Annotated in this window: 16 protein-coding genes; 10 read left to right on the top strand and 6 right to left on the bottom strand. The window is 60.7% G+C overall.

The annotated features are described in order from the left end of the window. Window positions 1-75: 75 nt before the first annotated feature. A complete protein-coding gene (locus AC1DXO_RS24520) occupies window positions 76-1,497 on the top strand; it encodes an amino acid permease (RefSeq protein ID WP_476980840.1) in 1,422 nt (473 codons plus the stop codon). 60 nt (window positions 1,498-1,557) lie between these two features. Here AC1DXO_RS24520 and AC1DXO_RS24515 read toward each other — a convergent pair whose 3' ends face one another. The 3 genes from AC1DXO_RS24515 to AC1DXO_RS24505 form a co-directional block, all read right to left on the bottom strand. Next, a complete protein-coding gene (locus AC1DXO_RS24515) occupies window positions 1,558-2,223 on the bottom strand; it encodes a GntR family transcriptional regulator (protein WP_476980839.1) in 666 nt (221 codons plus the stop codon). An 83-nt stretch (window positions 2,224-2,306) separates the two neighbouring features. After that, window positions 2,307-3,317, bottom strand: coding sequence for a 4-hydroxyproline epimerase (locus AC1DXO_RS24510; RefSeq protein WP_476980838.1), 1,011 nt, complete (start codon window positions 3,315-3,317; stop codon window positions 2,307-2,309). A 156-nt stretch (window positions 3,318-3,473) separates the two neighbouring features. Then, window positions 3,474-4,388, bottom strand: coding sequence for a dihydrodipicolinate synthase family protein (locus tag AC1DXO_RS24505; RefSeq protein ID WP_476980837.1), 915 nt, complete (start codon window positions 4,386-4,388; stop codon window positions 3,474-3,476). Window positions 4,389-4,471: 83 nt separating this feature from the next. Between AC1DXO_RS24505 and AC1DXO_RS24500 the strand changes: the two genes are divergently transcribed. Next, complete coding sequence (locus tag AC1DXO_RS24500) at window positions 4,472-5,680, top strand: NAD(P)/FAD-dependent oxidoreductase (protein ID WP_476980857.1); 1,209 nt, start codon at window positions 4,472-4,474, stop codon at window positions 5,678-5,680. Between the two features lie 6 nt (window positions 5,681-5,686). After that, window positions 5,687-6,865, top strand: coding sequence for a M24 family metallopeptidase (locus AC1DXO_RS24495; RefSeq protein ID WP_476980836.1), 1,179 nt, complete (start codon window positions 5,687-5,689; stop codon window positions 6,863-6,865). Window positions 6,866-6,965: 100 nt separating this feature from the next. Here the strand turns inward: AC1DXO_RS24495 and AC1DXO_RS24490 are convergent, their stop codons facing one another. Next, window positions 6,966-8,720 carry a DUF885 domain-containing protein gene (locus AC1DXO_RS24490; protein ID WP_476980835.1) on the bottom strand — a complete coding sequence of 585 codons (1,755 nt, stop codon included), beginning with the start codon at window positions 8,718-8,720 and terminating at the stop codon, window positions 6,966-6,968. Window positions 8,721-8,800: 80 nt separating this feature from the next. On the opposite strand from AC1DXO_RS24490, the gene AC1DXO_RS24485 reads away from it, so the two are divergent. From AC1DXO_RS24485 to AC1DXO_RS24475, 3 genes are read left to right on the top strand one after another with little or no spacing between them, the layout of a single operon-like run. Continuing rightward, window positions 8,801-11,182 carry a beta-L-arabinofuranosidase domain-containing protein gene (locus AC1DXO_RS24485; RefSeq protein ID WP_476980834.1) on the top strand — a complete coding sequence of 794 codons (2,382 nt, stop codon included), beginning with the start codon at window positions 8,801-8,803 and terminating at the stop codon, window positions 11,180-11,182. Beyond that, window positions 11,179-12,762, top strand: a complete 1,584-nt coding sequence (locus AC1DXO_RS24480; RefSeq protein WP_476980833.1) for a family 43 glycosylhydrolase — start codon at window positions 11,179-11,181, stop codon at window positions 12,760-12,762. The genes AC1DXO_RS24485 and AC1DXO_RS24480 overlap by 4 nt, the downstream gene beginning before the upstream one ends. Before the next feature lie 16 nt (window positions 12,763-12,778). Next, complete coding sequence (locus tag AC1DXO_RS24475) at window positions 12,779-15,646, top strand: glycoside hydrolase family 127 protein (protein ID WP_476980832.1); 2,868 nt, start codon at window positions 12,779-12,781, stop codon at window positions 15,644-15,646. A gap of 3 nt (window positions 15,647-15,649) precedes the next feature. Here AC1DXO_RS24475 and AC1DXO_RS24470 read toward each other — a convergent pair whose 3' ends face one another. Further along, window positions 15,650-17,275 (bottom strand): family 43 glycosylhydrolase, encoded by a 1,626-nt coding sequence (locus AC1DXO_RS24470; protein WP_476980831.1) that lies wholly within the window; start codon window positions 17,273-17,275, stop codon window positions 15,650-15,652. Window positions 17,276-17,333: 58 nt separating this feature from the next. Beyond that, on the bottom strand, window positions 17,334-18,911 hold the full coding sequence (locus tag AC1DXO_RS24465; RefSeq protein ID WP_476980830.1) for a GH39 family glycosyl hydrolase: 1,578 nt from the start codon (window positions 18,909-18,911) through the stop codon (window positions 17,334-17,336). Window positions 18,912-19,232: 321 nt separating this feature from the next. Between AC1DXO_RS24465 and AC1DXO_RS24460 the strand changes: the two genes are divergently transcribed. Genes AC1DXO_RS24460 through AC1DXO_RS24445 form a run of 4 tightly spaced genes read left to right on the top strand, consistent with a single transcriptional unit; the run spans window position 19,233 to window position 24,711 of the window. Continuing rightward, complete coding sequence (locus AC1DXO_RS24460; protein ID WP_476980829.1) at window positions 19,233-20,444, top strand: sigma-54-dependent transcriptional regulator; 1,212 nt, start codon at window positions 19,233-19,235, stop codon at window positions 20,442-20,444. Further along, the gene (locus tag AC1DXO_RS24455) at window positions 20,434-21,624 is read left to right on the top strand and encodes a sensor histidine kinase (protein WP_476980828.1); all 1,191 of its coding nucleotides are present in this window, start codon (window positions 20,434-20,436) and stop codon (window positions 21,622-21,624) included. Before AC1DXO_RS24460 ends, AC1DXO_RS24455 begins: the two co-directional genes overlap by 11 nt. 13 nt (window positions 21,625-21,637) lie before the next feature. Then, complete coding sequence (locus AC1DXO_RS24450; RefSeq protein ID WP_476980827.1) at window positions 21,638-22,324, top strand: ABC transporter ATP-binding protein; 687 nt, start codon at window positions 21,638-21,640, stop codon at window positions 22,322-22,324. After that, window positions 22,321-24,711, top strand: coding sequence for an ABC transporter permease (locus tag AC1DXO_RS24445; RefSeq protein ID WP_476980826.1), 2,391 nt, complete (start codon window positions 22,321-22,323; stop codon window positions 24,709-24,711). Before AC1DXO_RS24450 ends, AC1DXO_RS24445 begins: the two co-directional genes overlap by 4 nt. Window positions 24,712-24,717: the final 6 nt, after the last annotated feature.

Below are 24,717 nucleotides of genomic sequence, written 5' to 3'. Positions count from 1 at the left end.
CCACAGCACAGCGCTGTGGCTTTTTCGTTTCTTTCGTGACAGTCTCCCGTCACCAACAGACATAAGGGGTATTTTATGGGACTTTTCGGACCGCTTAAACCGCTCAACCAGGCGGAAACGGACGGCAAGGCGCTGGCCAAGACATTGAGCTGGCCGCATCTGATGGCGCTGGGGATCGGCGGCATTATCGGCACCGGCATCTATACCCTGACCGGCGTAGGCGCCGGGTTGGCCGGGCCGGGCGTTATCGCCGCCTTTGCCCTGTGCGGCCTGATCTGCGCCTGCGCGGCCTTGTGCTACACGGAGATGTCGACCCTGATCCCGACGGCGGGCTCGGCCTATACCTACACCTATTCGGCCATCGGGGAGATCCCGGCGTGGATCGTCGGCTGGGCGCTGATCCTGGAATATTCGCTGGCCTGTTCGACGGTCGCCGTCGGCTGGTCCGCCCACCTGGTCGGCTGGCTGGAGCAGGGGATCGGCCTGCATTTGCCGCAGGTCCTGCTCAACGGTCCCTATGCCGGCGGCCTGGTCAACCTGCCCGCCGTCGTGGTGTCGCTGACCGTCATGGGCTTGCTGCTGATCGGGGCGCGGGAGAGCGCGACCCTTAACATCCTGCTGGTGCTGATCAAGATCGTCGCCCTGGGCGCCTTTATCGTCCTGGGCCTGCCGGCGATCAAGGCGGGTCATTACGATCCGTTCGCCCCGTTCGGCTTCCTGGCCCACGAAATGGGGGGAGATGGCAAGAAGTACGGCATCATGGCGGCGGCGGCGATCGTCTTCTTCGCCTTCTTCGGCTTTGACGCCGTTTCGACCTCGGCGGAAGAGGCGAAAAAGCCTGGCCGCGACCTGACCATCGGTATCCTGGGCTCGATGGGCGTGTCGACGGTCATCTATATGCTGGTCGCCGCCGTGGCGATCGGTGCCGTTGGTTACCAGGCGATTGCCGGTTCGGGCGAGCCGCTGCCGCACGTCCTGCGCACCATGGACCATCCCTTGATCGCTTCTCTCGTTGGCGGTGCGGCCATTGTCGCCCTGCCATCGGTCATCCTGGTGATGATGTATGGCCAGAGCCGCATCTTCTTCGTCATGGCGCGCGACGGCCTGCTGCCGACGGCCGTGGCCAAGGTCAATGCCAAGGGTTCGCCGGCCTTGATCACCCTGCTGACTGGTGTCTTTGTCGCCATCTTTGCCGGATTCATCCCGCTGGAGGATATCGCCGCCCTGTCGAATGCCGGGACGCTGATCGCCTTTATCGCGGTGGCCCTGTCGATGATCATCCTGCGCTACAAGCTGCCGGATACACCGAGGGTGTTCAAGACGCCGTTGTACTGGCTGGTCGGGCTGGTCACCATCGGCGGCTGCGCCTTCATCTTCTCGAGCCTGCGCGTGCAGAGCCAGATCTTCACCCTGATCTGGATGGCCATCGGCCTGGTCTTCTATTTCAGCTTTGGCTTCTGGAACAGCCGGCTGCGCAAACGGCCTGCGGCGGAGTAGACATGCAAAACCCGGCCTGAGCGATCAGGCCGGGTTTTTTTTACTACAAACGGGAGAGGTTCAGGCGCTGGCGGAGAGCTTGTCGGCCTCGAACTGCTTGCGCAGATCTTCCAGGGTCGACGCGATGTGGTTGTGCATCATCTGCTGGACCTCTTCCGACTTTCCGGCTGCCCAGAGCTGGTACATGGTCGTATGCTCTTTCTGGGCGCGATCGTCGCGGCCGGCGGGCTCGAGGTGCTTGCCGACATAACGTTCGGAAATGATGTTCAGGCGCTCGATGATCTGCAAGGTCACGGGACGGTGCAACGGGCGGACCAGGGCCATGTGGTAGGCGCGGTTCAGCCTGCCCACCGCCGACTTGTCGGCCACGGAGGCCTTGTCGAGCGCGATCAAGGCGTCATGGGCGGCACGACGATCAGCGTCCTTGGCAAGTTTTGATGCTTCACCCACCGCCTCGGGCTCGATCTTCAGACGCAGGGCATAGACTTCATCGACTTCGTCGGTGCTGAGCGGGCGGACGAAAAAGCCGCGATTGGCCTGCGACAGCAGCAGGCCGTCCTGTTCGAGACGGGCCAGGGCTTCGCGCAGCGGAATCTTGCTGACGCCCAATTCAGCCGCCAGGGCATCCTGACGTATGGCGGCGTCGACCGGAATCTTGCCCGAGATGATACGGTCGCGGACCAGCGCGAATATCTGCTCGGAAAGCGTCTGCACCACAATCGTCATAATTCGTCCGCCTGTAACCGTCACAAATCTATATAAAGTATACCGGCAATATGGCAATGTTTGCAATGACTTGCAAGACGTGATTACAGGACCTGGAAACCCTGCCAGAAGCGATCTTCACGGTCGATCCACACGGTGTTGAAGCCCGTGGCGATGGCCGAGCCTTCGATCGACGGAATGATGGCCGGTTGGCCCGCCAGATCGAGTTCGTCTTCGACACGGCCGATGAACCGGCTGCAAATATAACTCTGATGGACGAAGGTTTCGCCTTTCTTAAGCCGCCCCGTGGCGTGCAGATGGGCCAGGCGGGCCGAGGTGCCCGTGCCGCAGGGCGAGCGATCGATGGCGCGTTCGCCGTAAAAGACGGCGTTACGGCCGTGGGCCGGTGCTTCGCCGGCGATGTCCTTCGGTTTGTCGGCCCACAGGACGTGGCTGACGCCACGAATGGTCGAATCGAGCGGGTGGACCGGTTCGTAGGCTTCGCGGACAAGCCGGCGAACCGTGCGGCTGAGGTCGATGATCCGGGCTGCCCCCAGGTCGTCGAGGCTGGTGTAGGCGCCTTGCGGTTCGATGATGGCGTAGTAGTTGCCGCCGTAGGAGACATCGAGGGTGAGGGGACCGAAATCCGGCACGTCGATCTCTATTCCGGTTTTGGCAAGGTAGGCCGGAACATTGGTGATGCGGACGGCGGTGACCCTGCTGCCTTCAGTGGTGTAGACGATGTCGATGATGCCGGCGGGAACTTCGAGTTTCAGGCGGCCAGGCGTGCGCGGCGTGACAAGGCCGTTTTCCAGCGCAAAGGTGACCATGCCGATCGTGCCGTGGCCGCACATAGGCAGACAGCCCGAGGTTTCGATAAACAGGATGCCGGCGTCGGTATCGTCGCGCGTCGGTGGGTACAGGAAGCCGCCCGACATCATGTCGTGGCCGCGCGGTTCGTAACATAGCCCGGTGCGGATCCAGTCGAAGCGTTCGAGGAAGTCCTGGCGGCGCTCCGACATGGAGGCACCCTTCAGCAAGGGCGCGCCGCCGGCCACCAGGCGCACCGGATTGCCCGCTGTGTGGCCGTCGATACAGAAGAAGGTGTGGCGCATGATTCCCTGGACGGTTTGAGATGGATAGGGAACTAATGGAGGCTGAAACCACTTTCGGCAAGGCCCCCACCACCACCCGGCGCCGAGGCTGCGCTTCGCTTCGCCGTGGCTGGGGCGGTCCCCTCCCCGCGTGGCGGGGAGGTATAAGGAAAGCAGCTATGCGGCCTTGGTCATTTTCAGCGACGGACGGCTGGAGGCAGCCGCCTCGACCATGGCGATGACCTCGGCGCGGCGCGCACCGGCGAGCGGCAGGCGCGGCATACGGACGCGTTCCGAGCCGCGGCCCATGACCTGCTCGGCCAGCTTGATCGACTGGACCAGATCGTGCTCGGCGTCGAGATGCAGCAGCGGCAGGAACCAGCGGTAGATCTCACGCGCCAGTGTGATGTCGCCGGCCTTCAGCGCCTTGACCAGCATGACCGATTCGTGCGGGAAAGCAGAGGTCAGGCCCGACACCCAGCCCTGGGCGCCCAGCAGCAGGCCCTCGAAGGCGACGTCGTCGAGACCGGCGAACAGGGCGTAACGGTCACCGAAAGCGTTGTACAGGTCGGTGAAGCGGCGCGTGTCGGCGGCCGATTCCTTGACCGCGACGATGTTCCTGACCGGCTTCAGCGCTTCGAGCGCATCCAGGCCGATATTGACGCGGTAGGAGGTCGGATTATTGTAGAGCATGATCGGCAGGGCGGTCTTTTCGGCCACCATCTTGAAATGCGCCACCAGTTCGTTGACCGTCGGCACATAGACCATGGCCGGCAGCAGCATCAGGCCGTCGGCGCCGGCTTTTTCGGCGTCCTGGGCATAGGCTATGGCCAGCGGCGTGGTCAGTTCTGAGACGCCGGTGACGACGGGTACGCGGCCATTGACGACTTCGACGATCGCCGCCAGCAGGGTGCGCTTTTCTTCGGCGGTCAGGGAATTGTTCTCGCCGCAGGTGCCCATGGCGATGATGCCGGTAACACCGTCCTTGATCAGGTCGTCAACAACCCGTTGCGTATCGGCAACGTCAATGGAAAGGTCTTCCCGGAACTGCGTGGTCACGGCGGGAAAGACACCTTGCCAATCGATTTTCATGGTTGCTACTCCTGATGCTTGTGTAAAAACATATATCGTATACAATATTCGAAAATGCGATGCAACAAGGATTATTAATCTTGGTGAAGGCTATTGTTATCGGCGGCGGCGTGGTGGGACTGAGTGTCGCCCTGCGTTTACAGGCAAGGCATATCGACGTTATCCTGATCGAGCCGCAACGGCAATCCCAGGCGTCGTCCTATGGCAATGCCGGTCATATCGCTGTCGAACAGGTCGAGCCCCTGGCATCGTTGGCTACGATCAGAAGCGCCCGCAAGAGGCTGTTCGCAAGGGGTGGCGCGCTGTCGCTGCCGCTGCACAGTTGGGCAGAATGGCTGCCGTTTTCACTGCGCCTGATGCGCGCCGCGGCGCCCGGGCGGTTCGCCGGCGGCAAGGCGGCCTTGTCAGGCTTGATAGCACGCGCCATGCCGGCCTGGCAGGCGCAGCTGGAGGATATCGGGGCGACGGATTTGTTGCGCTGCGATGGCCATTTTGTGGTCTGGGAGAGTCCCGAGACGGCAAAAGCGGGTCTTGCGGCGTGGCAGGCCGGCGATACGGGCACGGCGAAGTTTCGCCCGGCGACGTCGGAGGAACTGGGCCAGCTGGGTTCGGTGACCGGCAGGACGATTTATGGCGCGATCCGCTTTGAGGGTACGGGGCAGATCAGCGACAATCGCCGCCTGCTGGAGACCCTGGCGGCGAAGTTTATCGAGCGTGGTGGCCGGATATTACCCGAGCGTGTGGCACGGGTGAATGCCGATGGTGTCACCCTGGCGGGCGGCGAGCGCCTTCAGGCGGACCAGGTGGTTGTGGCGGCGGGTATTGCGTCGAAGCCGCTGATGGAGGGGTTGGGGTTCAAGGTACCGATGATCGCCGAACGCGGCTATCATATCCAGGCGGCGCGGCATGGCTGGCCGGACGGTCTGCCGCCCGTGGTGTTCGAGGACCGCTCGATGATCGTGACCGGGTTCGAGGGCGGATTGCGTGCCGCCAGCTTTGTCGAATTCGCGCGGGCAGAGGCTCCGCCCGACCCGCGCAAATGGGCGCGATTGAAGGCCCATGTCGCCGCCCTGCAACTGCCGTTCGAGGGTCAGGTGACGGAATGGACGGGGGCGCGGCCGACCCTGCCGGATTATCTGCCGGCGATCGGCAGGGCGAGTGACAAGGTGTGGTATGCCTTCGGTCACCAGCATCTGGGTCTGACCCTGGCGGCGGTGACGGGCGACATCGTGGCCGATATGGTGACAGGCGGTGCTGCGCCGGCCGCCTTCGACTTGAAGAGATTTGGGTAGGATAGAATGATCGGAACATCGACCATGGAGGCCGAACTGGCGCGGCTGAGTCCGCCCGAGCCAGTGCCTGCGATCAGCGCCGACGAATATCTGGCGCGCATGGACAAGGCCCGAAGGCTGACGCGCGACCTGGGCGCCGACGCGCTGCTGATCGGAGCAGGAGCCAGCTTGCGTTATTTCACCGGTGTTCCGTGGGGCGCATCTGAGCGACTGGTCGCCTTGCTTTTGCCGGTCGACGGCGCACCGATCATCATTTGCCCTTTCTTCGAACGCGGATCGCTCGAGGCCGACCTGAAGATCACCGCTGACCTGCGTCTGTGGCAGGAGGATGAGAGTCCGCAGGCCCTGGTCGGAAAGGCGATGCGCGATTGGGGGCTATCGAAGATTGCTGTCGATCCGGCCATGGCGTTCGAGATGGTGCACCGGCTGGGACGCGAGACGGGCCTGGAGATTATCGAGGCGGGACCGGTCGTGCACGGCTGCCGGATGTACAAGTCGCCGGCCGAACTGGCGCTGATGCAGCAGGCCAAGTCGATGACGCTGGCGGTTCACAAGGCGACGGCTCGGATTGTGCGCGAGGGGATCCGTACGACGGAGGTGATCAACTTTATCGAGGCCGCCCATCGCAAGCTGGGGGCAGCGGGCAACAGCTTTGTCATCGTCCAGTTCGACCACGCCACCGCCTATCCACATGGCCTGCCGGGTGTGCAGACCCTGAAGGAAAACGATCTGGTCCTGATCGACACCGGTTGCTACGTCCAGGGCTATACGTCCGATATCACGCGCACCTTCGTCTTCGGCCAGGCCACAGCGGAACAGCGGCGGATCTGGGATATCGAAAAGGAAGCGCAGGCGGCGGCCTTTGCGCGCGTCGAGGTCGGTGTAGCGTGTGAGGCGGTCGACTATGCCGCGCGGGCTGTGCTCGAAAAGCATGGGCTCGGGCCCGACTATAATCTGCCCGGTACGCCCCATCGTACCGGGCATGGGATCGGGCTCAGCATTCACGAGCCGGCCTATCTGGTGCGCGGTGACAAGACCCTGCTGGCGCCCGGCATGTGTTTCTCGAACGAACCGATGATCGTGGTACCGGAACGCTTCGGCGTACGGCTGGAGGACCACATGTATGTCACGGAGGCCGGCGCCAGATGGTTCACCGAGCCGCAGCCGGCAATCGACCAGGTTTAGGGAAGATCAATTACCCCTCAACCCTTCGCCAAGGCTTCGGGTTGCAAGCCGGCCTGCAACCCGAAGCCTTGGCGAATGGTTGAGGGGTCCAACTTCTGACCTACTTATCGTCCAAGTACGGATCCTTGCCGCCATCGGCGATAAAGCTGTCGATGGCCGAATCGAGCACGGGCAGGGGGACCGAACCCAGTTGCAGCACGGCGTCGTGGAAGTGGCGGATGTCGAACTTCGCCCCCAGGGCCGCCTCGGCCTTATGGCGATTTTGCCATATATCCATCTCGCCGAGATAATAGCTGAGCGCCTGACCCGGCCAGGCAATGTAGCGGTCGACCTCGGTCGTCACCTCATGTTCCGACAGGGCGGTATTGTCGAGCAGATATTGCTGGGCCTGCTGACGGGTCCAGCCCTCGCTGTGGATACCCGTATCGACGACCAGGCGCGCGGCGCGCCACATCTGGTAGGTCAGCATGCCGAAGCGGTCATAGGGCGTCTGGTAAATGCCCATTTCGTCACCGAGCCGTTCGGAATACAAAGCCCAGCCCTCCCCATAGGCCGAGATATAAGTGTCGCGGCGGAAAGCGGGCAGGCCGGCATTCTCAGCGGCCAGCGGCATCTGAAAGGCATGGCCCGGCGCCGATTCGTGCAGGGTCAGGGCCGGAATAGTGTAGAGCGGGCGGGACGGCAGGTTGTAGGTATTGACATAATAGGCGCCCGGTCCGCCACGGCCGCCGGTATAGAAGGGGGCAATGGCGTCGGGCACCGGATAGATGCCGAAACGCGAACGCGGCAGACGGCCGAAATAGTCCGCCGTCTTGCCGTCGACCTCTTTCGCTACCCAGGCGGCGCGGTCGAGCAGGTCCTGGGGCTTGGTGACGTAGAATTGCGGATCGGTGCGCAGGAAGGTGTTGAAGGCCTTGAGATCGCCAGTGAAATGCACCTCGTCCATGATGGCCTGCATCTCGCCCTTGATGCGTGCCACCTCGTCGAGCCCGACCTGATGAATGGCCTGTGGCGTCATGCCGAGCGTGGTGTATTCGAAGATCTGCGCCTGGTAAAAGGCCTTGCCGTCGGGCAGGTCACAGGCGGCGAGGGATGTAACCGCACCCGGGATATAGGTCTTTTGCAGGAAGGTGAGCAGCGCCTTGTGCGCCGGAATGACCTGATCGCGAATGACTGCTGCGGCCTCGGTGCGCAAGGCGACCTGGCGTTCGGCAGGGATGGAGGCCGGCATCGTCTTGAACGGGGCGTAATAGGGGTTGGCCTCAGCGGTGTCGGTGATAACATTGACAATGGTTGCCTCGCGACCCTGCAACACGATCTGGGGCAGGGTGAAATGGCGCTTCAGGCCGGCCCGCATATTGTCGCTATTGTCCTGGAAATAGCGCGGAATGTCGCGAAGCTGGGACAGATAACTGCGGTAGTCCTCCTCGCTGCGGAAGGTGCCGCGCGTCATGTCCTGAAGATCGCCCCAGAAGGAGGTGTCGGCGCTTAGTGGCCGCTGATACGTCTTGTAGACCTGGCCGTTGACCAGGGTGGCAATCTGGAAGCTGTAGACGGCGTAGTCCTGCCGGTGCTGTGGGCTGAGAGTTTTCGGGTCAATGGCTTTGAGCTGGCTCTGGACGTTGCGCCAATAGGCCAGTTTCGCCAGTTGCGCTTTTTCGCTGACGTCGGGCAGATGTGCCGCCACACTGTCCTTGATGGAATCTTCGTTTGCGGCCTGTTGCGTGCCGCGCCAGGTATACTCGCTTGTGTACAGGGCCACGAAAGCATCGTCGGGTGACGACGGAGGCGTTTGCGCCAAAGCCGAGGCGCACAGGATCAGCGTTAGGGCAGTGGCGGTCAGCAGGGCTTTCATCGACGGAACCTCATTCGGTATTGCGTCACAATTGTATACAGTATAATAATTGCCGCGCAACCTGGGAACCGGAAATCGCCATGTCTTTCAGCCGCCGCCACCTCCTGCAAACCGCCGCCGTCGGGACCTTGATGGCCTTTGCCATGCCGGGTGTGACAGCGCAGGTTGGGGCGAAAACGCAACCCATGGCAAGTCCGGTGGCTTTGAAAAATGTCCGCTTGCTGCCTTCGCCCTATCTGACGGCGGTCGAGGCCAATCACAAGTACCTGATGTCGCTGTCGGCCGACCGTTTCCTGCATAACTATCATAAATTTGCCGGGCTGATGGTGCGGGGCGAGGTCTATGGCGGCTGGGAAGGCGATACGATTGCCGGCGAAGCGCTGGGTCATTACCTGACCGCCCTGTCTCTGATGCACGCCCAGACGGGCGACGCCGAATGCGTCACGCGCATCCGCTATATTGTCGCCGAGATGGCGCGGGTCCAGGCCGCCCACGGCGACGGCTACTGCGCCGGCTTCCTGCGCAAGCGCAAGGACGGCAGCATTGTCGACGGCAAGGAGATCTTCACCGAGATCCGCGCCGGCGATATCCGCTCGACGGGTTTCGATCTTAACGGCGCCTGGTCGCCCTTCTACAATATTCATAAGGTGTTTGCCGGGTTGCTCGATGCCCATGAGCTTGTCGGCAACACCATGGCGCTGGACGTGGCGCTGGGTTTCGGCGGCTATATCGACGGTGTCTTCGCCGCCCTGAGCGACGCTCAGGTCGAGGCCATGTTGGGCTGCGAATATGGCGGGCTGAACGAATCCTTCGCCGAACTGTACAGCCGCACGAAGGATCCGCGTTGGCTGAAGCTGTCGCGGCGCATCTATGATCACCTGCGGCTCGATCCGGTCGTCGCCGGACGCGACGAACTGGGCAATACCCACGCCAATACCAGCATACCCAAGATCATCGGCCTGGCACGCATCGCCGAGGTATCGGACGCGCCGGACTACGCCAGGGCGGCCGGCTTCTACTGGGATCGTGTGACCAACCACCACAGTTTCGTCATCGGCGGTGACGGCGACCGCGAATATTACTTCGCTCCTGACACCATCGCCCAGCACATTACCGAGCAGACCTGCGAGCACTGCGCCAGCTACAATATGATGAAGCTGACACGCCATCTCTATGGCTGGCAGCCCGACGCCGCCCTGTTCGACTATTATGAGCGCACGCATCTCAACCATGTCCTGGCGGCGCAAAACCCGAAGACCGGCATGTTTACCTATATGACGCCGTTGATGTCGGGTACGGCGCGCGAATATTCGTCGCCGGAGAACGACTTCTGGTGCTGCGTCCTGTCGGGTATGGAGAGCCATGCCAAGCACGGCGACAGCATCTACTGGGAACAGGCCGATACCCTATTCGTCAACCTGTATATCCCGTCCAAGGTCACAGCCGGCGCCGCCCAACTGGAACTGACGACCCGCTATCCGTATGAGGGCGAGATCGCGCTGAAGATGACGCGGGTGACGGCGCGCAAGCCGTTTACCGTGGCCCTGCGTATTCCCGCCTGGGCGAAGACGTCGAAGATCCTGGTCAATGGCCGACCGGCCCTGGCGACGGTCAATGGCGGCTATGCCCGTATCCTGCGCCTGTGGAAGGCCGGCGATGTGGTGACGCTCGACCTGCCGCTCGATCTGCGCCTGGAAGCGACGCCGGGCGACGACAAGGTGGTCGCTGTGCTGCGCGGGCCCATGGTGCTGGCCGCAGATCTCGGCCCTGCGACGACGCCGTTCGAAGGCGATGCCCCGGCCCTGGTCGGGACCGACCTGCTGGGCGCCTTCACGCCGGTCTCGATCCAGGACGCGGTCTACAAGACATCGGGCATCGGCCGTCCGGGCGACATGACCTTCACGCCCTTCTACAGTCAGTATGAGAACCGCAGCGCCACCTATTTCAACCGTTACACAGACGCCGAATGGGCCACCGCCCAGGTCGCCTATCGCGCCGAACAGAGCCGGCAGAAGGATATTGCCGCGCGGTCGCTGGACGTCGTCCATCTCGGTGAAATGCAGGCCGAGCACGACCACAACCTCGAATCCGAGATCTCCTATCCTGTCGTCTATCGCGGGCGCAACGGCCGCGACGCGCGCTGGGGCGGCCATATGCAGTTCGACATGACGGTGACGAAAGACGGCAAGCCCGCCGGTCCGCTGGTGCTGGAAGTGACCTATTGGGGGTCTGAAAACAACCGCATCTTCGATATCCTGGTCGACGGCCAGGCCATTGCCCATGAACGACTGAGCGGCCGCCAACCCGGCGCGTGGATCGATGTCGACTACCCCATTCCATTGGAATTGACGCAGGGCAAGAGCAAGATCACCGTTCGCTTCGAGCCGAAGGAGATCAAGACCGCCGGTCCGGTCTTCGGCGTCCGCCTGTTCACCGCCGCTGCTGCCGGGACCGCCGCATGAAGTATCTGACCCGCCTGATAGCGTCGGCGCTGGCGCTGCCCCTGACCGCCTGCGCGCAAGGGCCGGCGACAAATCTTGAGGTCCATGCCGTCCATGCCGATCACAATCCGATCCTGTCGGACGGCATGGACTACACGACCGATCCGGCGCCCATCGTGGTCGGTGACACAATGTATATCCTGACGGGCCGCGATACGGCCGAGCCCGGGGTCAATGATTTCATCATGCCGGAATGGCAACTTCTGGCGACCAAAGACCCGGCATCGGGCGATTGGCAGCACTATCCGCATTTTCTGCGGCCGGAAGACGTCTTCTCATGGGCGACGCCGGGCCGCGCCTATGCCGGCCAGATTATCCAGGGGCCGGACAAGCGCTATTATCTCTACGCGCCGGTCATGCAGAACGAGTCGAAGAGCGAGGACGGCTTCGCCATCGGCGTCGCGGTGGCGGATTCGCCGCTCGGGCCATGGACGGATGCCCATCCGCAAGGCCCGATCATCTCGCAGTCGGTGCCACAGGCCAACACGATCCAGAATATAGACCCGACGCCGTTCGTCGACGATGACGGTCGCGTCTATCTCTATTGGGGCACGTTCGGGCAGCTTCGCGCCATGGAACTGCAGTCGGATATGGTGACGCCGAAAGGTCCGGAAAAGACGATTACCGGCCTGACCGGCTTCTTCGAGGCGGCGTGGTTGTTCAAGCGCAAGGACACCTACTACCTGGCCTATGCCGGCAATCGCGCCGGCCCGGCGTCGGACTGCACCCAGGCCGTCTATTACGCCTGCATCGCCTATGGCACGTCATCGTCGCCAATGGGGCCATGGACCTATCGCGGCGTGGTGCTCGATCCTGTGTCGTCGACCACGTCGCATTCCGGCATCGTTCCGTTCAAGGGCAGATGGTACATTGCCTATCACACGGCCGATGCCGTGGGCGGCGGACATTTCCACCGCAGCGTCGCCATCGATGAGGTCCAGTGGGACGACAGCGTCACGCCGGCAGTGATGCGCAAGGTGGCGCCGACACCGGCCAAACCCACAGCACTGCCGGCGCAACGTAATATCGCCCCGGCCGCCCGTATCGCCGCCTCCAATGAACCCGTGCCCGTGCAATATTGGCTGGGGGCGCTGAACGATGGCAAGGTGCGGCAGAGTCCCCTGCCGCCCGACTACTGGGGGACCTGGACGCCGGAAAATCCGGCCCGTCAATGGGTGGTCTATCAATGGGACCAGCCGGTCACGGTCAATGAAGCTCGCATCTATGTCTTTGCCGACCAGCCGGCAGGATCAGGTGTTGGGGTGGCGCCGCCAAAAGCGTGGCATCTCGAATACTGGAGCGGCCAGACCTGGACTCCGGTAGCGGCTGCCGATCCCTATGACGCGGTGCCCGATGCCTTTTCGGCGGTGGCGTTTGCGCCGGTGACGACGCGCTGCCTGCGGGCGGTATTCGATGCCTCGACCGACGGCAAGAGTTTTGCCGCCTTCGGCGTGCAGGAACTGGAAGTTCTGGCGCCCGAAGCCGTCCCTGTTAAATTACAAGATTCGCGGACATCAGCGTCACCTGTGTGCGCGCTGTAGCGATAAGGATAGAGTCATGTTCAGCAAGGTCTTCAACGGGTCCGCTCTTCACACTTGCGGCGATGCGCCTTGCCTGTGTGGGCCGCTATCGACGCGCCGCGGCTTTCTGGCGGGCGCCACCGGTGCTGCCGCCTTTGCCGGCGCCCTGCCCCTGGCTGCGCGGGCCCAGACGCCGCCGGTGCCTGTGAACCTGGCCAAGGTCGCCATGCCCAGCGCGCTCTATACGTCCGGCGATACAAAAGTGATCGCGTTGAACAATGGCGCCACACCCGGCACTTCGGCCGACAATGTCGCCGGCATGTACGGCAACTGGCCGAAGACCGACACCCAGTGGGTGCAGTATGAGTGGAGCCAGCCGGTCAGGACCAACCGGATCGAAGTCTATTGGTGGATCGACGGCCAGGGCGTGGGCGCGCCGAAGTCCTGCCGCCTGCTCTACTGGAACGGCGCGGAGTTTGTTCCGGTTGCCCATGCCCAGGGACTGGGCGTCGACGGCAACAGTTTCAACATCACCACCTTCGACGAGGTCGAGACGAGCCGGCTGCGTCTGGAAATCGTGTCCGACGGCACGCTATCGACCGGGCTTTTGCAGTGGCGAGTGATGAGCTCCGGCGCCGTTCCGGCCTTTGCCCCGTCGGTCGCTGCCGGCGTCGATCGTGTCGCCGTCCTGGGCGGCAAGACCTATCTGATGGGCAAGGCCGACTGGCTGGTGACGAGCGCCAAGGACGCGACCCTGTGGCGCAAGGTGTCCGGCCCCGGCCAGGTGACCTTTGCCGACGCTTTTGCGCCAGAAACCACGGCGACCTTTTCCGTTCCCGGCGACTATGTGCTGGAGCTGGTCGCCCATGCCGGCGACCAGGTCGGCCGGTCAAGCCTGCGCACGCGCGTCCAGGCTGCCCCGCCGCCGGAACGGCTGGGGGTGGTCTATACCAAGCGCTACAGCATCGACAGTCCGCTATGGAACGCCCGAGCGAAGTCGCTGATCGTCAACTGGCTGCCGCACGTCATCGACTATTGCGAACGCACCGACCTGAAGGCCGGGCAGGGCGGAATCGACAACTTCATCGAGGCCGCCAAGGCGCTGCGCGGCGAACCCCACGCCGGCCACCGGGGCTATGTCTTTTCCAATGCCTGGGTACTGGAAACCGTCGAGGCCATGAGCATTGCGCTGATGGTCGACCCGCAGGGCGATGCGGAGATCATCGCCGCCCAAAATCATATGCAGGCGACGCTCGACCGGTGGATTCCGATCATCTTGGCCGCCCAGGAGCCCGACGGCTACCTTCAGACGGCCTATACCCTGGCCGACCGCGCCGAATGGCCGGCGCGCTGGTCGCCGGAGCAGCGCGGCAATCACGAAGGCTATATTGCCGGATATTTCATCGAATCTGCGATCAACCACTATACCCTGACCAATGGCCAGGATCTGCGGCTCTACAATGCTGCCAAGAAGCTCGGCGACTGCTGGGTGGCCAATATCGGCCCTGGCAAGAAGGCCTGGTTCGACGGCCACCAGGAGATGGAGCAGGCGCTGGTGCGGTTCGGCCGGTTCGTTAATGACGAGGAGGGCGGGCAGCGCGGCAACGCCTATATCGAACTGGCGCGTTTCCTGCTCGAGTCGCGGCGCGGAGGCCAGGAGTACGACCAGAGCCACCTGCCGCCGGTCAAGCAGTATGAAGCCGTCGGCCACGCCGTGCGCGCCGTCTATTTCTATTCCGGCATGGCGGATATCGCCGCGGAGACCGGCGATCGCGACTACCAGAGCGCGGTGGCTTCGCTGTGGGACAATATGGTCAACCGCAAATACTATGTCACCGGCGGCATAGGCAGTGGCGAGACCTCGGAAGGCTTCGGTCCCGACTATTCACTACCCAACAACGCCTATTGCGAGTCCTGTTCGAGCTGCGGGTTGATCTTCTTCCAGTACAAGCTGAACCTGGCCTATCACGACGCAAAATATGCCGACCTGTACGAGCAGACCCTGTACAATGCCCTGCTGGGTGGGGTCGACCTGGACGGCCGGCGGTTCTGCTACACCAATCCCCTGGTCAATACCGAACGGACGCTTTGGCACGTCTGCCCGTGCTGCGTCAGCAATATTCCGCGCACCCTGCTGATGTTGCCGACCTGGACCTATGTCAAGTCGGATGGTGCGGGACAGAACGGGCCTGGTATCTATGTCAACCTGTTCATCGGCAGCCGGATCACGGTCGAGAAGGTCGCCGGCACCGACATCGAGATGGTGCAAAAGACCGATTATCCGTGGAATGGCGCGGTTTCGATCACGGTCAATCCGAAGGAGACGCGAACCTTTACCGTCTATGTCCGCATTCCCGACCGGCAGGTCAGCGAGCTGTATGCGGCGACGCCGAAGATCAGCGGCGTCCGCCGGTTCCGCATCAACGGTCAGGACGTCAAGCCGCAGATCGAAAAGGGTTACGCCGTCGTGACGCGCGAATGGCGTGCAGGTGATCGGATCGAACTGGACCTGCCCATGGAGGTCCAGCGCATCCACGCCGCCGACACGATCGCGGCGACGCGCGGCCAGGTCGCCCTGGGCTATGGTCCGCTGGTCTATAATGTCGAGCGTGCCGACCAGCCGGCCATCGACAAGCCGCTCGGCAAGGCGCCGCTGAAAGCGCAGTGGCGGGGTGACCTGCTGAACGGCGTCATGGCGATTTCGGGAACCTGGCAGGACGGCTCGCCCATGCTGGCCATTCCCAACTATGCGCGTATGAACCGCACAACAGGCGGGGCCGATATCGGCGCCAGCGACGTCGACTATGCGCCGGGCACGTCGGGCGGCGCCGAGGCTGAGGCCAGTGAGCCCAGACGGCGCGCGCCGGGGCTGCACTCCCAGGTGTGGATCCGCGACTCTGTCTAGGCTTTACGTGTGGTGAGGCAGTGCTTGGTAGGTGAAATTGCTAAGCCTCACCGCGCCGTTTCCTGCGCAGTAGATGCCGATCTTCAAGCTCAGGAAGCCGCCGAACACGTTATGATGCAGACCCGAAACCTCAGCACGAAGGCCCTGCTGGATCCAGGTCTTTCCGTCATCAAACGAATAGTGCCAGGTGACTATATTCTCGTCATTTGTGACCCGCAGCCGCAGCCTTGACGCCTTGATGTCAGCGCCTGCCCACGACTGTTCTTCGTTCCAGATGAAGGCCTTTAGCCTTGTTGACGTGAAACCCAGTCCGACGAATGCCTTGTTGTTGTAGAAAAGCAGGAGGCCGCCTTCCGCGTCTCCGATCAAATCGAGGGTGACTTCTGTCTGGTAGGAACGGTCCCCAACGCCGCAGGTCAGGGGTGAGCTATCGATGGGCGAGGTACCGCGGCCGGTGACGCGTAAAGCGTGGTCCTCGTATGTCGTCCGCGTCATTTCATCGGCCGCCGGATTATGGAAGCTCCACTGTTCGCCGAAGCGATTGCGGGAAAAGTCATCCGATAAGGCACGACCGGCAGGTCCGGCCAAGCCGCCCCTGGGTTTGCGCAGCGGCTTCGAAAGGTCACCGCCCAGGGCTCGGAACCAGCCATCTTTGATCCATTCGATCGGTTCCAGCAGTGTCTGGCGACCGAGTGTGCGAAAGCCATTTTCGTAGCCGTGATAGACCATCCACCAGTCACCGGCCGGACCTTCGACCAGCGAAGCATGGCCGCGGGACCACCAGGGTTCGGCGGCACTTTTCGTCCGTACCAGTGGGTTATGCGGACAATGTTCCCAGGGGCCGTGAATCGATTTCGACCGGGCAGCGATGACCATATGTCCGGTCGGGGGACCTGAAGTTCCGCCGACCGCCGTAATCAGGTAGAAGTATTGCCCATGGTGCAGAAGCTTTGGGCCCTCAGGGGAAAAGCCTTCGACAATCCAGTCGTCGGGGTAGCGCCAGGGACTGTAGGCGGGTTCCAGCGCGCCATCCGTGGAAAGGCCGTCATCGCTCAGGCGAATCTTGCGGATACCATTGACGAACAGGTAACGCTTCCCGTCCTCACCGACGGCATGGCCGGGATCTATGCAGCCGCTGATTTTCAGGTCGACCGGATCGCTCCACGGGCCTTTGATGTCGTCGGCCCAAATGGCGTAGATCGACCAGGTGTTGCCGTCGGGTGCAGCCGGAATATAGATGAAATAGCGGCCGTCGTGTTTGCACAGGTCAACAGCCCAGATGGTGCCCAATGGCTTGAACAGGGCAGGTCCCACCGGTGCCCAGTTCACCAGGTCGGTCGAATGCCAGATCACCAGACCCGGATAGGAGAAGAAGGACGAAAACGTCATGTAGTAGTCTGCGCCATCCTTCAGGATCGTCGGATCAGGATGGTCGCCGGCGATGATCGGATTGAGATAGGTGCCGTCGCCGAGATCGGCCTTACGCTGGCCTTCAATACCGGTCGTCCAGGTTTTTGTTTTGACCGACTTTGTTTGGCGGGCGGCCATCGCCGACCCCGCTGGAATGGCCGCGGTGGCGGCTCCGGCCAATAGCGTTTTGAATATACCGCGACGGGAAGTTTTGGTCATGGTTGTGTCCTGACTAGAATAGGTGATTTGGCGTCGATCGGGGATTACCGTCGGCGCATCACTGCTTTTTTAGCACGATGAGAACCACATCGTTGGTTCGCATCGAAATCTTTATGTCAGCTGTTCCGGAACTTCCAACCGTGACGGAACGTTCGGCCTCGGGCAGGTCGCGGGTGAGGGATTGAAGTTGCTGAAGCTGCGCTGGCGTAAGGTCCTTGGGTGAACCCATTTCGATATAGGCCGAGTAAGCGTCATTGACCTTGAAGCCCGTCCGCCGCAGCGTAAGCGTGTAGGTACCGGGTTGGAGCCCTGCGAACTCGACCTTGACGGGGGCGGAGGGCGAATTCGGCACCAGTTTGCTGAAGAAGGTGCTGTTGCTGCGGCCCTTTTGATCCGGCAGCTGAAAGTCCCAAACCACGGCGGCTACCGACGTCCCGTCGAAGGCAGCCCACACCTGCTTGTCCGTCGAGGGGATTTCGTTGCCTTTCAGGGCATTGAGGTACTTGTAGGCGAACCAGGAAGCCTTTCGGACCCCATCCTTGGTCATCAGGCCGAAACCGCCATGAAACGGAGTTGACGGAGGGCCCGGCTCCTCGAAGAGATCCGAATACACCCAGTAGCTCATGCCCTGGGCGATGCCTTGTGTCCCCTTTAGTTTGCTAAGAATGTAGGGCGCGGCGACGTAGGAATCGTGGCTCAGGTCGCGCGGATTGTAACTGGTGCTCCATTCCGTGAAGAACAACGGAATACCGGGCAGGTGCGACGCCTCGATTTCACCACGGACCTTCTGGACATCGCCAAGAACGGCGTTGGGATTCTTCGACAACTGGAGGTCCATCTTACCCTCCTCGTCGAGATAGCCGTAGTCCACGCCATAGGTATGGGTGGTTATAAAATCGACCGGCGTGTTGGTTGCCTTCGCATAGGCCAGCAATTCCGGCACCCAGGCGGCGCCCGCGGTCGAGGGACCGCCGACACGCAACCTGGCATCGACGGCTTTCAAGGTTCGTGCGGTCACGCCATAGAGCGCGAAATAAGCCTCCTGATCACCGTATTGCCAGAAGCCGTCGAGGTTGGGTTCGTTCCAAACTTCGAAATACCACGACCGTACCTCATCCATGCCATAGCGCGCGATCAGGTGGCGCGCGAAGGCGTCGATGAGGTTCTTCCACATATCGAGGCGAGGATGGGAGGTGTTGCCCTTCCAGTAAAAGATCGTCTGGTCCGAAGATTTCAGGGCTGAAGGCGTGAATCCCAGTTCGACGAAGGGGCGAATGCCCATTTTCAGCATGCTGTCGTAAAGATAGTCGATCCGGGTCCAATCGTAGACGACCTTGCCGTCGACCAGTTTCACAGTGCCGAGATTATCATGGAAGATGTCGTGGAAACGAATGTAACGAAAGCCGAGCTCGGCGCTGGTTGTTTTCAGCTGGGCAAGATTTTCGTCGCGAATGGTCGTTCCGGGATAGTCGGCGCCGACCGAAAGATCGAAGGCGCGGTCCAGCGGTTTCAAAGCCTGGCGCACGTCGAGATCGATGAGACGCAGCTTCGCCGACTGGGCCAGCACCTGGGTCGATACGGCCGGGGCCATGACCATCAGCGATACCAGGGCACGGCGGGAGATTTGAGATGTCATGTTTTGATGCTCAGCTTGTTGTAATAGGGCATGCGTCGGTTCGAGGGGCGCCGGGCGACTATGTCGACCCGTGGACTGCCTGACCAGCGCCGCACGGGCTATCTGCCGAAGAGATGGCCAAAATTCTGCATAAAGCGGAAATCCACGCCGGGAGAGACGTGAATCTCCGCGCGCGTGCAAGTGTGCTCCCCTCCTGAATCTTCATTGGCTCGGATAATATACGGCTCCTCGTGAAAGCCCTAAAGGCTTATATTATTTGACAAATTCGACGCTGCAGTATTTAAGTGTCCGTTACTGTGACCGCACTGTCCGGAACCGAACATGCAGAGTGAGCGAAAAACTGTCCTATTCGTCGACGATGATCCCGATGTCCGCAAAACGGCAGAATTGCTCTTAAAAAAGCGGGGTTTCATCTTCTATGGCGCCGCAAATCCTGAGGAAGCCATAAGCCGCCTCGTCTCCGACAGGGTCGATTTGGTCCTGCTGGATCTGAATTTTTCGAAAGCCGCGACGTCTGGAGAAGAGGGCCTGGTTTGCCTTCGGGACATTCTGCGGCACGATCCGCAGACCATGGTCATCGTCGTGACGGGGCACAGTGGAATCAATATCGCCGTCCAGGCGCTTCGTAATGGCGCGCGGGACTTCATCATGAAGCCATGGAATAATGAACGGCTCGTGGAGGCCATAGAGAAGGCATTGTCATCGCGCCGGCTTGCCCAGACGTCCGGCGGAGACCCCTCGATTTTGATCGGCAACTGCGACGCCATGCGCAGGATCGTTTCCACATTCGATCGATGCTCGCCAATCACGGCATCGGTTCTGCTAAGGGGTGAGGCGGGGACAGGCAAAACCCTGGCCGGGCTCATGATCCACAGGCAGTCGGCGCGGGCAAATCTCAAGCACATCGACGCGTATGTGCTGTCCGCAAACGACTTGTCCGATCAGCGCGATACGACACTTTTGCTGGAAAACATCGATCGCTTGAGTGAAGCGAATGCCACGGCCTTGCAGGATTGGCTGGCTCAGGCGCCCAGGCTCAACAGCCGTCTGATCTCGACAACCAGCCAGCACATATCAGACCTTAGTCTCGATCGTGGAATAAGGTATGCGGTCAGCACTGTTGAGGTCGAAATGCCACCGCTTCGTGAGCGCGGGGACGACATAGTACAGTTGGCTGAGCATTTCGTCAGGGTTACATGTCAGCAGCATGGATTTCCGACAAAAACCCTTTCGATTGAGGCAAAAGCTATTCTGGCATCCCATCATTGGCCCGACAATATTCATGCCTTGAGACATCTGCTGGAGCGCACAATCATCATGCTGGACGGCAATCTGATCTCCGCCGGCGACCTGGCGCTTGAACCCGACCAGGATGCGCGGGACGCGCCGGTCAAAGCAAACCTGGCGGCCTCCGAAAAGGCAATGATAGAAGAAGCACTGAAGACGCATAACTTCAACGTGTCCGCAGCGGCGACCCAACTCGGGCTGACACGGCCGGCCCTTTACAGACGCATGTCGAAATATGGCCTTTAATTCCCGCCCCTTCCATATTCTGGTTGTGCTCCTGATCGCAGCCGCAGGTGTCTTTGCCTATGATGCCGGGCGCGCTGGCCTTTGGGCAAACCTCGCCCTGGGCCTTGTTTGCTTTGTCGGTCTGCTATGTCTTATCTATGCCACCTACGGCCTTCGCCCGGCCAAGGGATTGGAACCGGCGCAATCCGAACCGGATGTAAAAGATGACCTCAAGGTGTTGCTGGATCAGTCTCCCGTGCCACTCGTGAGGTATTCTCACGGGGAGGGGCCTGTTGCCCTGAATCGTGCCGCACGCAGCCTCTTTCAGACCGACGATGTCATCACGTCGGGCAGCGATGAATTGATCCGAGCCATGACGGAGCCAGCCTTTGGTTCTCGCACGGTCCTGACGGTTTTCGATCGCCAGTATGCCGTCAGCGCAAGTGAAATCCTGTCCGCCGATGGCGCCACCAGACTGGCGAGCCTGACCGATGTTCAGGTGGAAATACACAAGGCTGAGGCTGCCGCGCTGAGAGATACGCTGCAAATCCTCAGCCATGAGATCATGAATTCACTGACGCCCGTCGCCTCACTGGCGGATATCGCGGATTCGTACCTGGCAGATGATGCCAGCCTTGACGTTCCGTCGGCACGAGAAGCGCTCGATACCTTGTCACAGCGCGCGAAAAGTCTGAGCCGCTTCATCGAAGCCTATCGTTCGGTTGCGCGCCTTCCAGAACCTGTTCTGCAGGTTGTCGAGCCCAGCAGGCTCGTCACTGACATTATGGAACTTTTTCTACTGAGCGCGACCAATTCCGATGTAACCTTTCAACTTGACATAGAAGAGGGTCTTCCAAGGTTGCGCCTGGACGAGGCGCAAATCAGCCAGGCCGTTATCAACGTCGTCACCAATGCCGTCGAGGCCACCGAAGGCATGGATGGCGTTCGCCGCGTCATAGTCTCGGGTTTTCAGTCATATCAGAATGTTGTTATCAGGGTTTCCGACAACGGAAATGGAGTCGCCGAGAGCATAAAAAGCAATCTATTCAGTGCCTTTGCCACGACGAAGGCAAAGGGAACCGGGACAGGTCTGAACCTGGCCCGCCAGATTGCGCTGGCCCACGGCGGAAATCTTCAACTGGTGGAAGCCTCCGCACAAACCATGACGACCTTCGCTTTTACATTCCCAATTCAGCGCTAGAGCGGAACGTTCGATGCCCCTGATCAGCCTGGCCGACATCCAGCATACATATACGGAAACCGAGCGCGCCGTTAACGCACTGCGAGGCGTGACAATCGACATCGATTCCGGCGAGTTTGTTGCGATAACCGGCCCGTCGGGGAGCGGAAAGACAACCCTCTTGAACATCATTGGTACGCTGGAAGCGCCTTCCCACGGCAGGTACCTTTTCGATGGCCAGGATATCGAATCCCTGGCTGATAAAGACCTGGCGAATCTGCGAGCCTCAAAAATCGGTTTCGTTTTCCAGAATTTCAACCTGATCGATCACCTGACGGTCTATGAAAATATCAAGCTCGGGCTGAGGTACCGCCGGGATCACCCCGGCGCGCAGCATGATCTGATCCTGGCGGCAATGGACCGGGTCGGCATCGCGCACAGAGCGGACCACCTGCCAAGACAGCTTTCAGGTGGCCAACAACAGCGGTGCGCGGTAGCCAGAGCCGTCGTCGGAAGTCCGCGCGTCGTCCTGGCAGACGAACCTACCGGCAACCTCGACTCTGTAAATGCGGCCCAGATACTTGGAATATTTAAAGATCTGAACGCCGGCGGCACGACCGTCATCATCGTCACACACGCGATGAGCCAGGCCGACCAGGCGTCGCGCCTTCTCGAAATGCACGATGGCAAGATCCGGATTTCAAGCCGGAGGCTGTCGTGAGTTTCAGCTTTCAAAATGTGATCAACATGTGCCGGGCCATTGCCGGCCGGACAACCGTCTACGCACTGATGATCGTGGGATTATGCCTGAGTTATTGCGTAGCCATCGTCATTACCCTCTTTGTCACAGATGAACTGAGTTACGATCGCTTCCTGGCGGGGGCCGATCGCGTGTACCTGGTCTCAACAAACTATGGTCCTCAAGGTCGTCCTCTTGTTGCCAGCGACGTGACACCGGCGGGCGTCGCGCGGTGGCTCAAGCGTGATATTCCCTCTGTGGAAAGCGTCGGGCGCCTGTCGCCAGTCGAGTGGCCAATGCAAACGGCTCGCCGGAAGGTGAAAGAAAGATTTTACTGGGCGGATTCCAACATATTTGAAATTCTGAAACTGCCGGCTCTGCATGGCGATCTCAAAACGGCCCTGGCACAGCCCGATACGGTTGTGATGACCGAGCGAAAGGCGCTGGCCTATTTTGGCAGGGATGACGTCATCGGCCGAAGCCTGACGACGCGAGAGAACCTTAAACTCCGTGTCACGGCGGTGTTGCGGGATTTTCCCGCCAATACGCATCTTGACCGCGAAATCTTCGTATCCGGAATCAGCCCGAATTCGATGTTGGCGCTGTTCGACAGCAATCCGCAACTTGAATGGCCGAGCTCCTACACCTACGTTGTTTTCAAAAAAGACGCACCGGTGGGCTCTGTGCCGACACGGCTTCGGGATATTACCCGCCAGCATTGGCAGGGTCCGAACAACCTTCCCGAAGGCTTCGAGCTTATCCCAATCCTCCAACTCCATTTCCAGCCGCACGGCGATGGGCAAATGAAACCACGCGGTCACCTGAATACCGTGATCGCCGTGGCAGTCGTCGCTTTTGCCATTCTTGCCTTGGCCAGTATAAACTTTTCTGGCCTGGTTCTGGCAGAATCGAACGAGAGAAGTTCCGAAATGGCGCTGCGCAAAGCCCTGGGCGCGCGCCGAACCGACCTGATTGCGCAGGTATTGCAGGAGTCGCTTTCCGTCAACATTATCAGTTCAATCCTGGCGCTGGCCATGACAGAACGCCTGCTGCCGACACTGAACCGGGGCCTGGATCTGAATTTATCCCTTTGGTCTCACACCGCGAGCCTGCTTGGCTTGTTAAGCGTCGCGACGTTGACTTCCGGCTTTTTAAGCGGCCTTTACCCCGCGATCATTGTTTCGAAACCGTATGCGACCCGGCATCTGACGTTTAGGGTGAAAACTGGCAAGGATGCCTCCGACAAGTGGCGTGGCTGGGTCATCGCCCAATTGTCTTTGGTGGTGATCCTTTTGATAGCCTCCCACACTATGTCGCGGCAATGGGCCTATGCAATCCGGGAAGCCCCGAACATCAATGGCGAAAATGTCATGATGATAAGGTTTGGGGACGAACCTGGGACCTATCAGGCCTTTGTCGACGACGTGCGAGCTCTGAAGGGCGTTGAGGCCGTTGCTGAATCCTGGGGCGCTCCGACGACCGAATTTGTCCGCCCTGCCTGGATCAATCGCCCATCGGGTCTTGTCACACTTACACGAACATCGGTTCAACCCGAGTTCTTCAAGGTCTACGGCGTTCCGCTTCTTGCCGGCCATAACCTTACCGGCACGTTTTTCTTTCCGGAGACACCAAGGGACATCTTGGTAAATGCATCCGCGGTACGGGCGCTGGGCTTTGGAAACCCCCAGGAGTCGATCGGCAAGGAAATCGAGTATGAGACCGACAGGACGACGATGCGCAGCCGGATTGTCGGGGTCGTCCCCGATCTGCGTTTCGGCACGTTATACGAACCCACCCAGCCGATGATCTTCGACAATTTTTCGAAATATTTCACGCAGCTCAATGTCAAGCTGGATGTGAACGGCGTTGATGAAACGATCCGTCAGATTGATATTTTGTGGCGTCGCGATGCTGCCGGCGCGGTACCGATCGACCGGCGGTTTTACAACGATTATCTGCTGGAACAGTATCACGACTTGCATCAGCAAATGCGGGTTTTCAACCTCGTCTCCGCGGTCGCCATTCTGTTGTCCATGCTTGGCCTGACCGGCTTGTCGATATTTCTGACCCGGCACCAGGTTAGAGAGGTTGCGATTCATCGCGCCCTGGGTGCCACCTTTACGGACATCCTGCTGTTCCGTCTGGTACCCTTCCTCAAACCCTTTCTTATCGCAAATATTTTGGGGTGGCCTCTGGCCTGGATATTCTTGCAGATCTGGCTCGGGTCGTTTTCAAATCACATTGGCCTGGCGCCCTGGTCCTTTCTGGGAGCCGGCATGACATCGCTTGCTTTTGCCTTGGCGACGGTTGCGGCGCATTCGGCGATGACAACGCGCAAGGTCTCCGTGGCCTCGCTTAGGCACGAATAGGCCGGG

The organism is Asticcacaulis sp. P2_C5 (assembly GCF_056404555.1).
This window is presented reverse-complemented; position numbering and strand designations above follow the sequence as displayed.

Bases quoted from the DNA above. Each gene is read 5' to 3' on its own strand.
- AC1DXO_RS24520 (WP_476980840.1), top strand. From the start codon at position 76: ATGGGACTTTTCGGACCGCTTAAACCGCTCAACCAGGCGGAAACGGAC.
- AC1DXO_RS24515 (WP_476980839.1), bottom strand. From the start codon at position 2,223: ATGACGATTGTGGTGCAGACGCTTTCCGAGCAGATATTCGCGCTGGTC.
- AC1DXO_RS24510 (WP_476980838.1), bottom strand. From the start codon at position 3,317: ATGCGCCACACCTTCTTCTGTATCGACGGCCACACAGCGGGCAATCCG.
- AC1DXO_RS24505 (WP_476980837.1), bottom strand. From the start codon at position 4,388: ATGAAAATCGATTGGCAAGGTGTCTTTCCCGCCGTGACCACGCAGTTC.
- AC1DXO_RS24495 (WP_476980836.1), top strand. From the start codon at position 5,687: ATGATCGGAACATCGACCATGGAGGCCGAACTGGCGCGGCTGAGTCCG.
- AC1DXO_RS24490 (WP_476980835.1), bottom strand. From the start codon at position 8,720: ATGAAAGCCCTGCTGACCGCCACTGCCCTAACGCTGATCCTGTGCGCC.
- AC1DXO_RS24485 (WP_476980834.1), top strand. From the start codon at position 8,801: ATGTCTTTCAGCCGCCGCCACCTCCTGCAAACCGCCGCCGTCGGGACC.
- AC1DXO_RS24480 (WP_476980833.1), top strand. From the start codon at position 11,179: ATGAAGTATCTGACCCGCCTGATAGCGTCGGCGCTGGCGCTGCCCCTG.
- AC1DXO_RS24475 (WP_476980832.1), top strand. From the start codon at position 12,779: ATGTTCAGCAAGGTCTTCAACGGGTCCGCTCTTCACACTTGCGGCGAT.
- AC1DXO_RS24470 (WP_476980831.1), bottom strand. From the start codon at position 17,275: ATGACCAAAACTTCCCGTCGCGGTATATTCAAAACGCTATTGGCCGGA.
- AC1DXO_RS24465 (WP_476980830.1), bottom strand. From the start codon at position 18,911: ATGACATCTCAAATCTCCCGCCGTGCCCTGGTATCGCTGATGGTCATG.
- AC1DXO_RS24460 (WP_476980829.1), top strand. From the start codon at position 19,233: ATGCAGAGTGAGCGAAAAACTGTCCTATTCGTCGACGATGATCCCGAT.
- AC1DXO_RS24455 (WP_476980828.1), top strand. From the start codon at position 20,434: ATGGCCTTTAATTCCCGCCCCTTCCATATTCTGGTTGTGCTCCTGATC.
- AC1DXO_RS24450 (WP_476980827.1), top strand. From the start codon at position 21,638: ATGCCCCTGATCAGCCTGGCCGACATCCAGCATACATATACGGAAACC.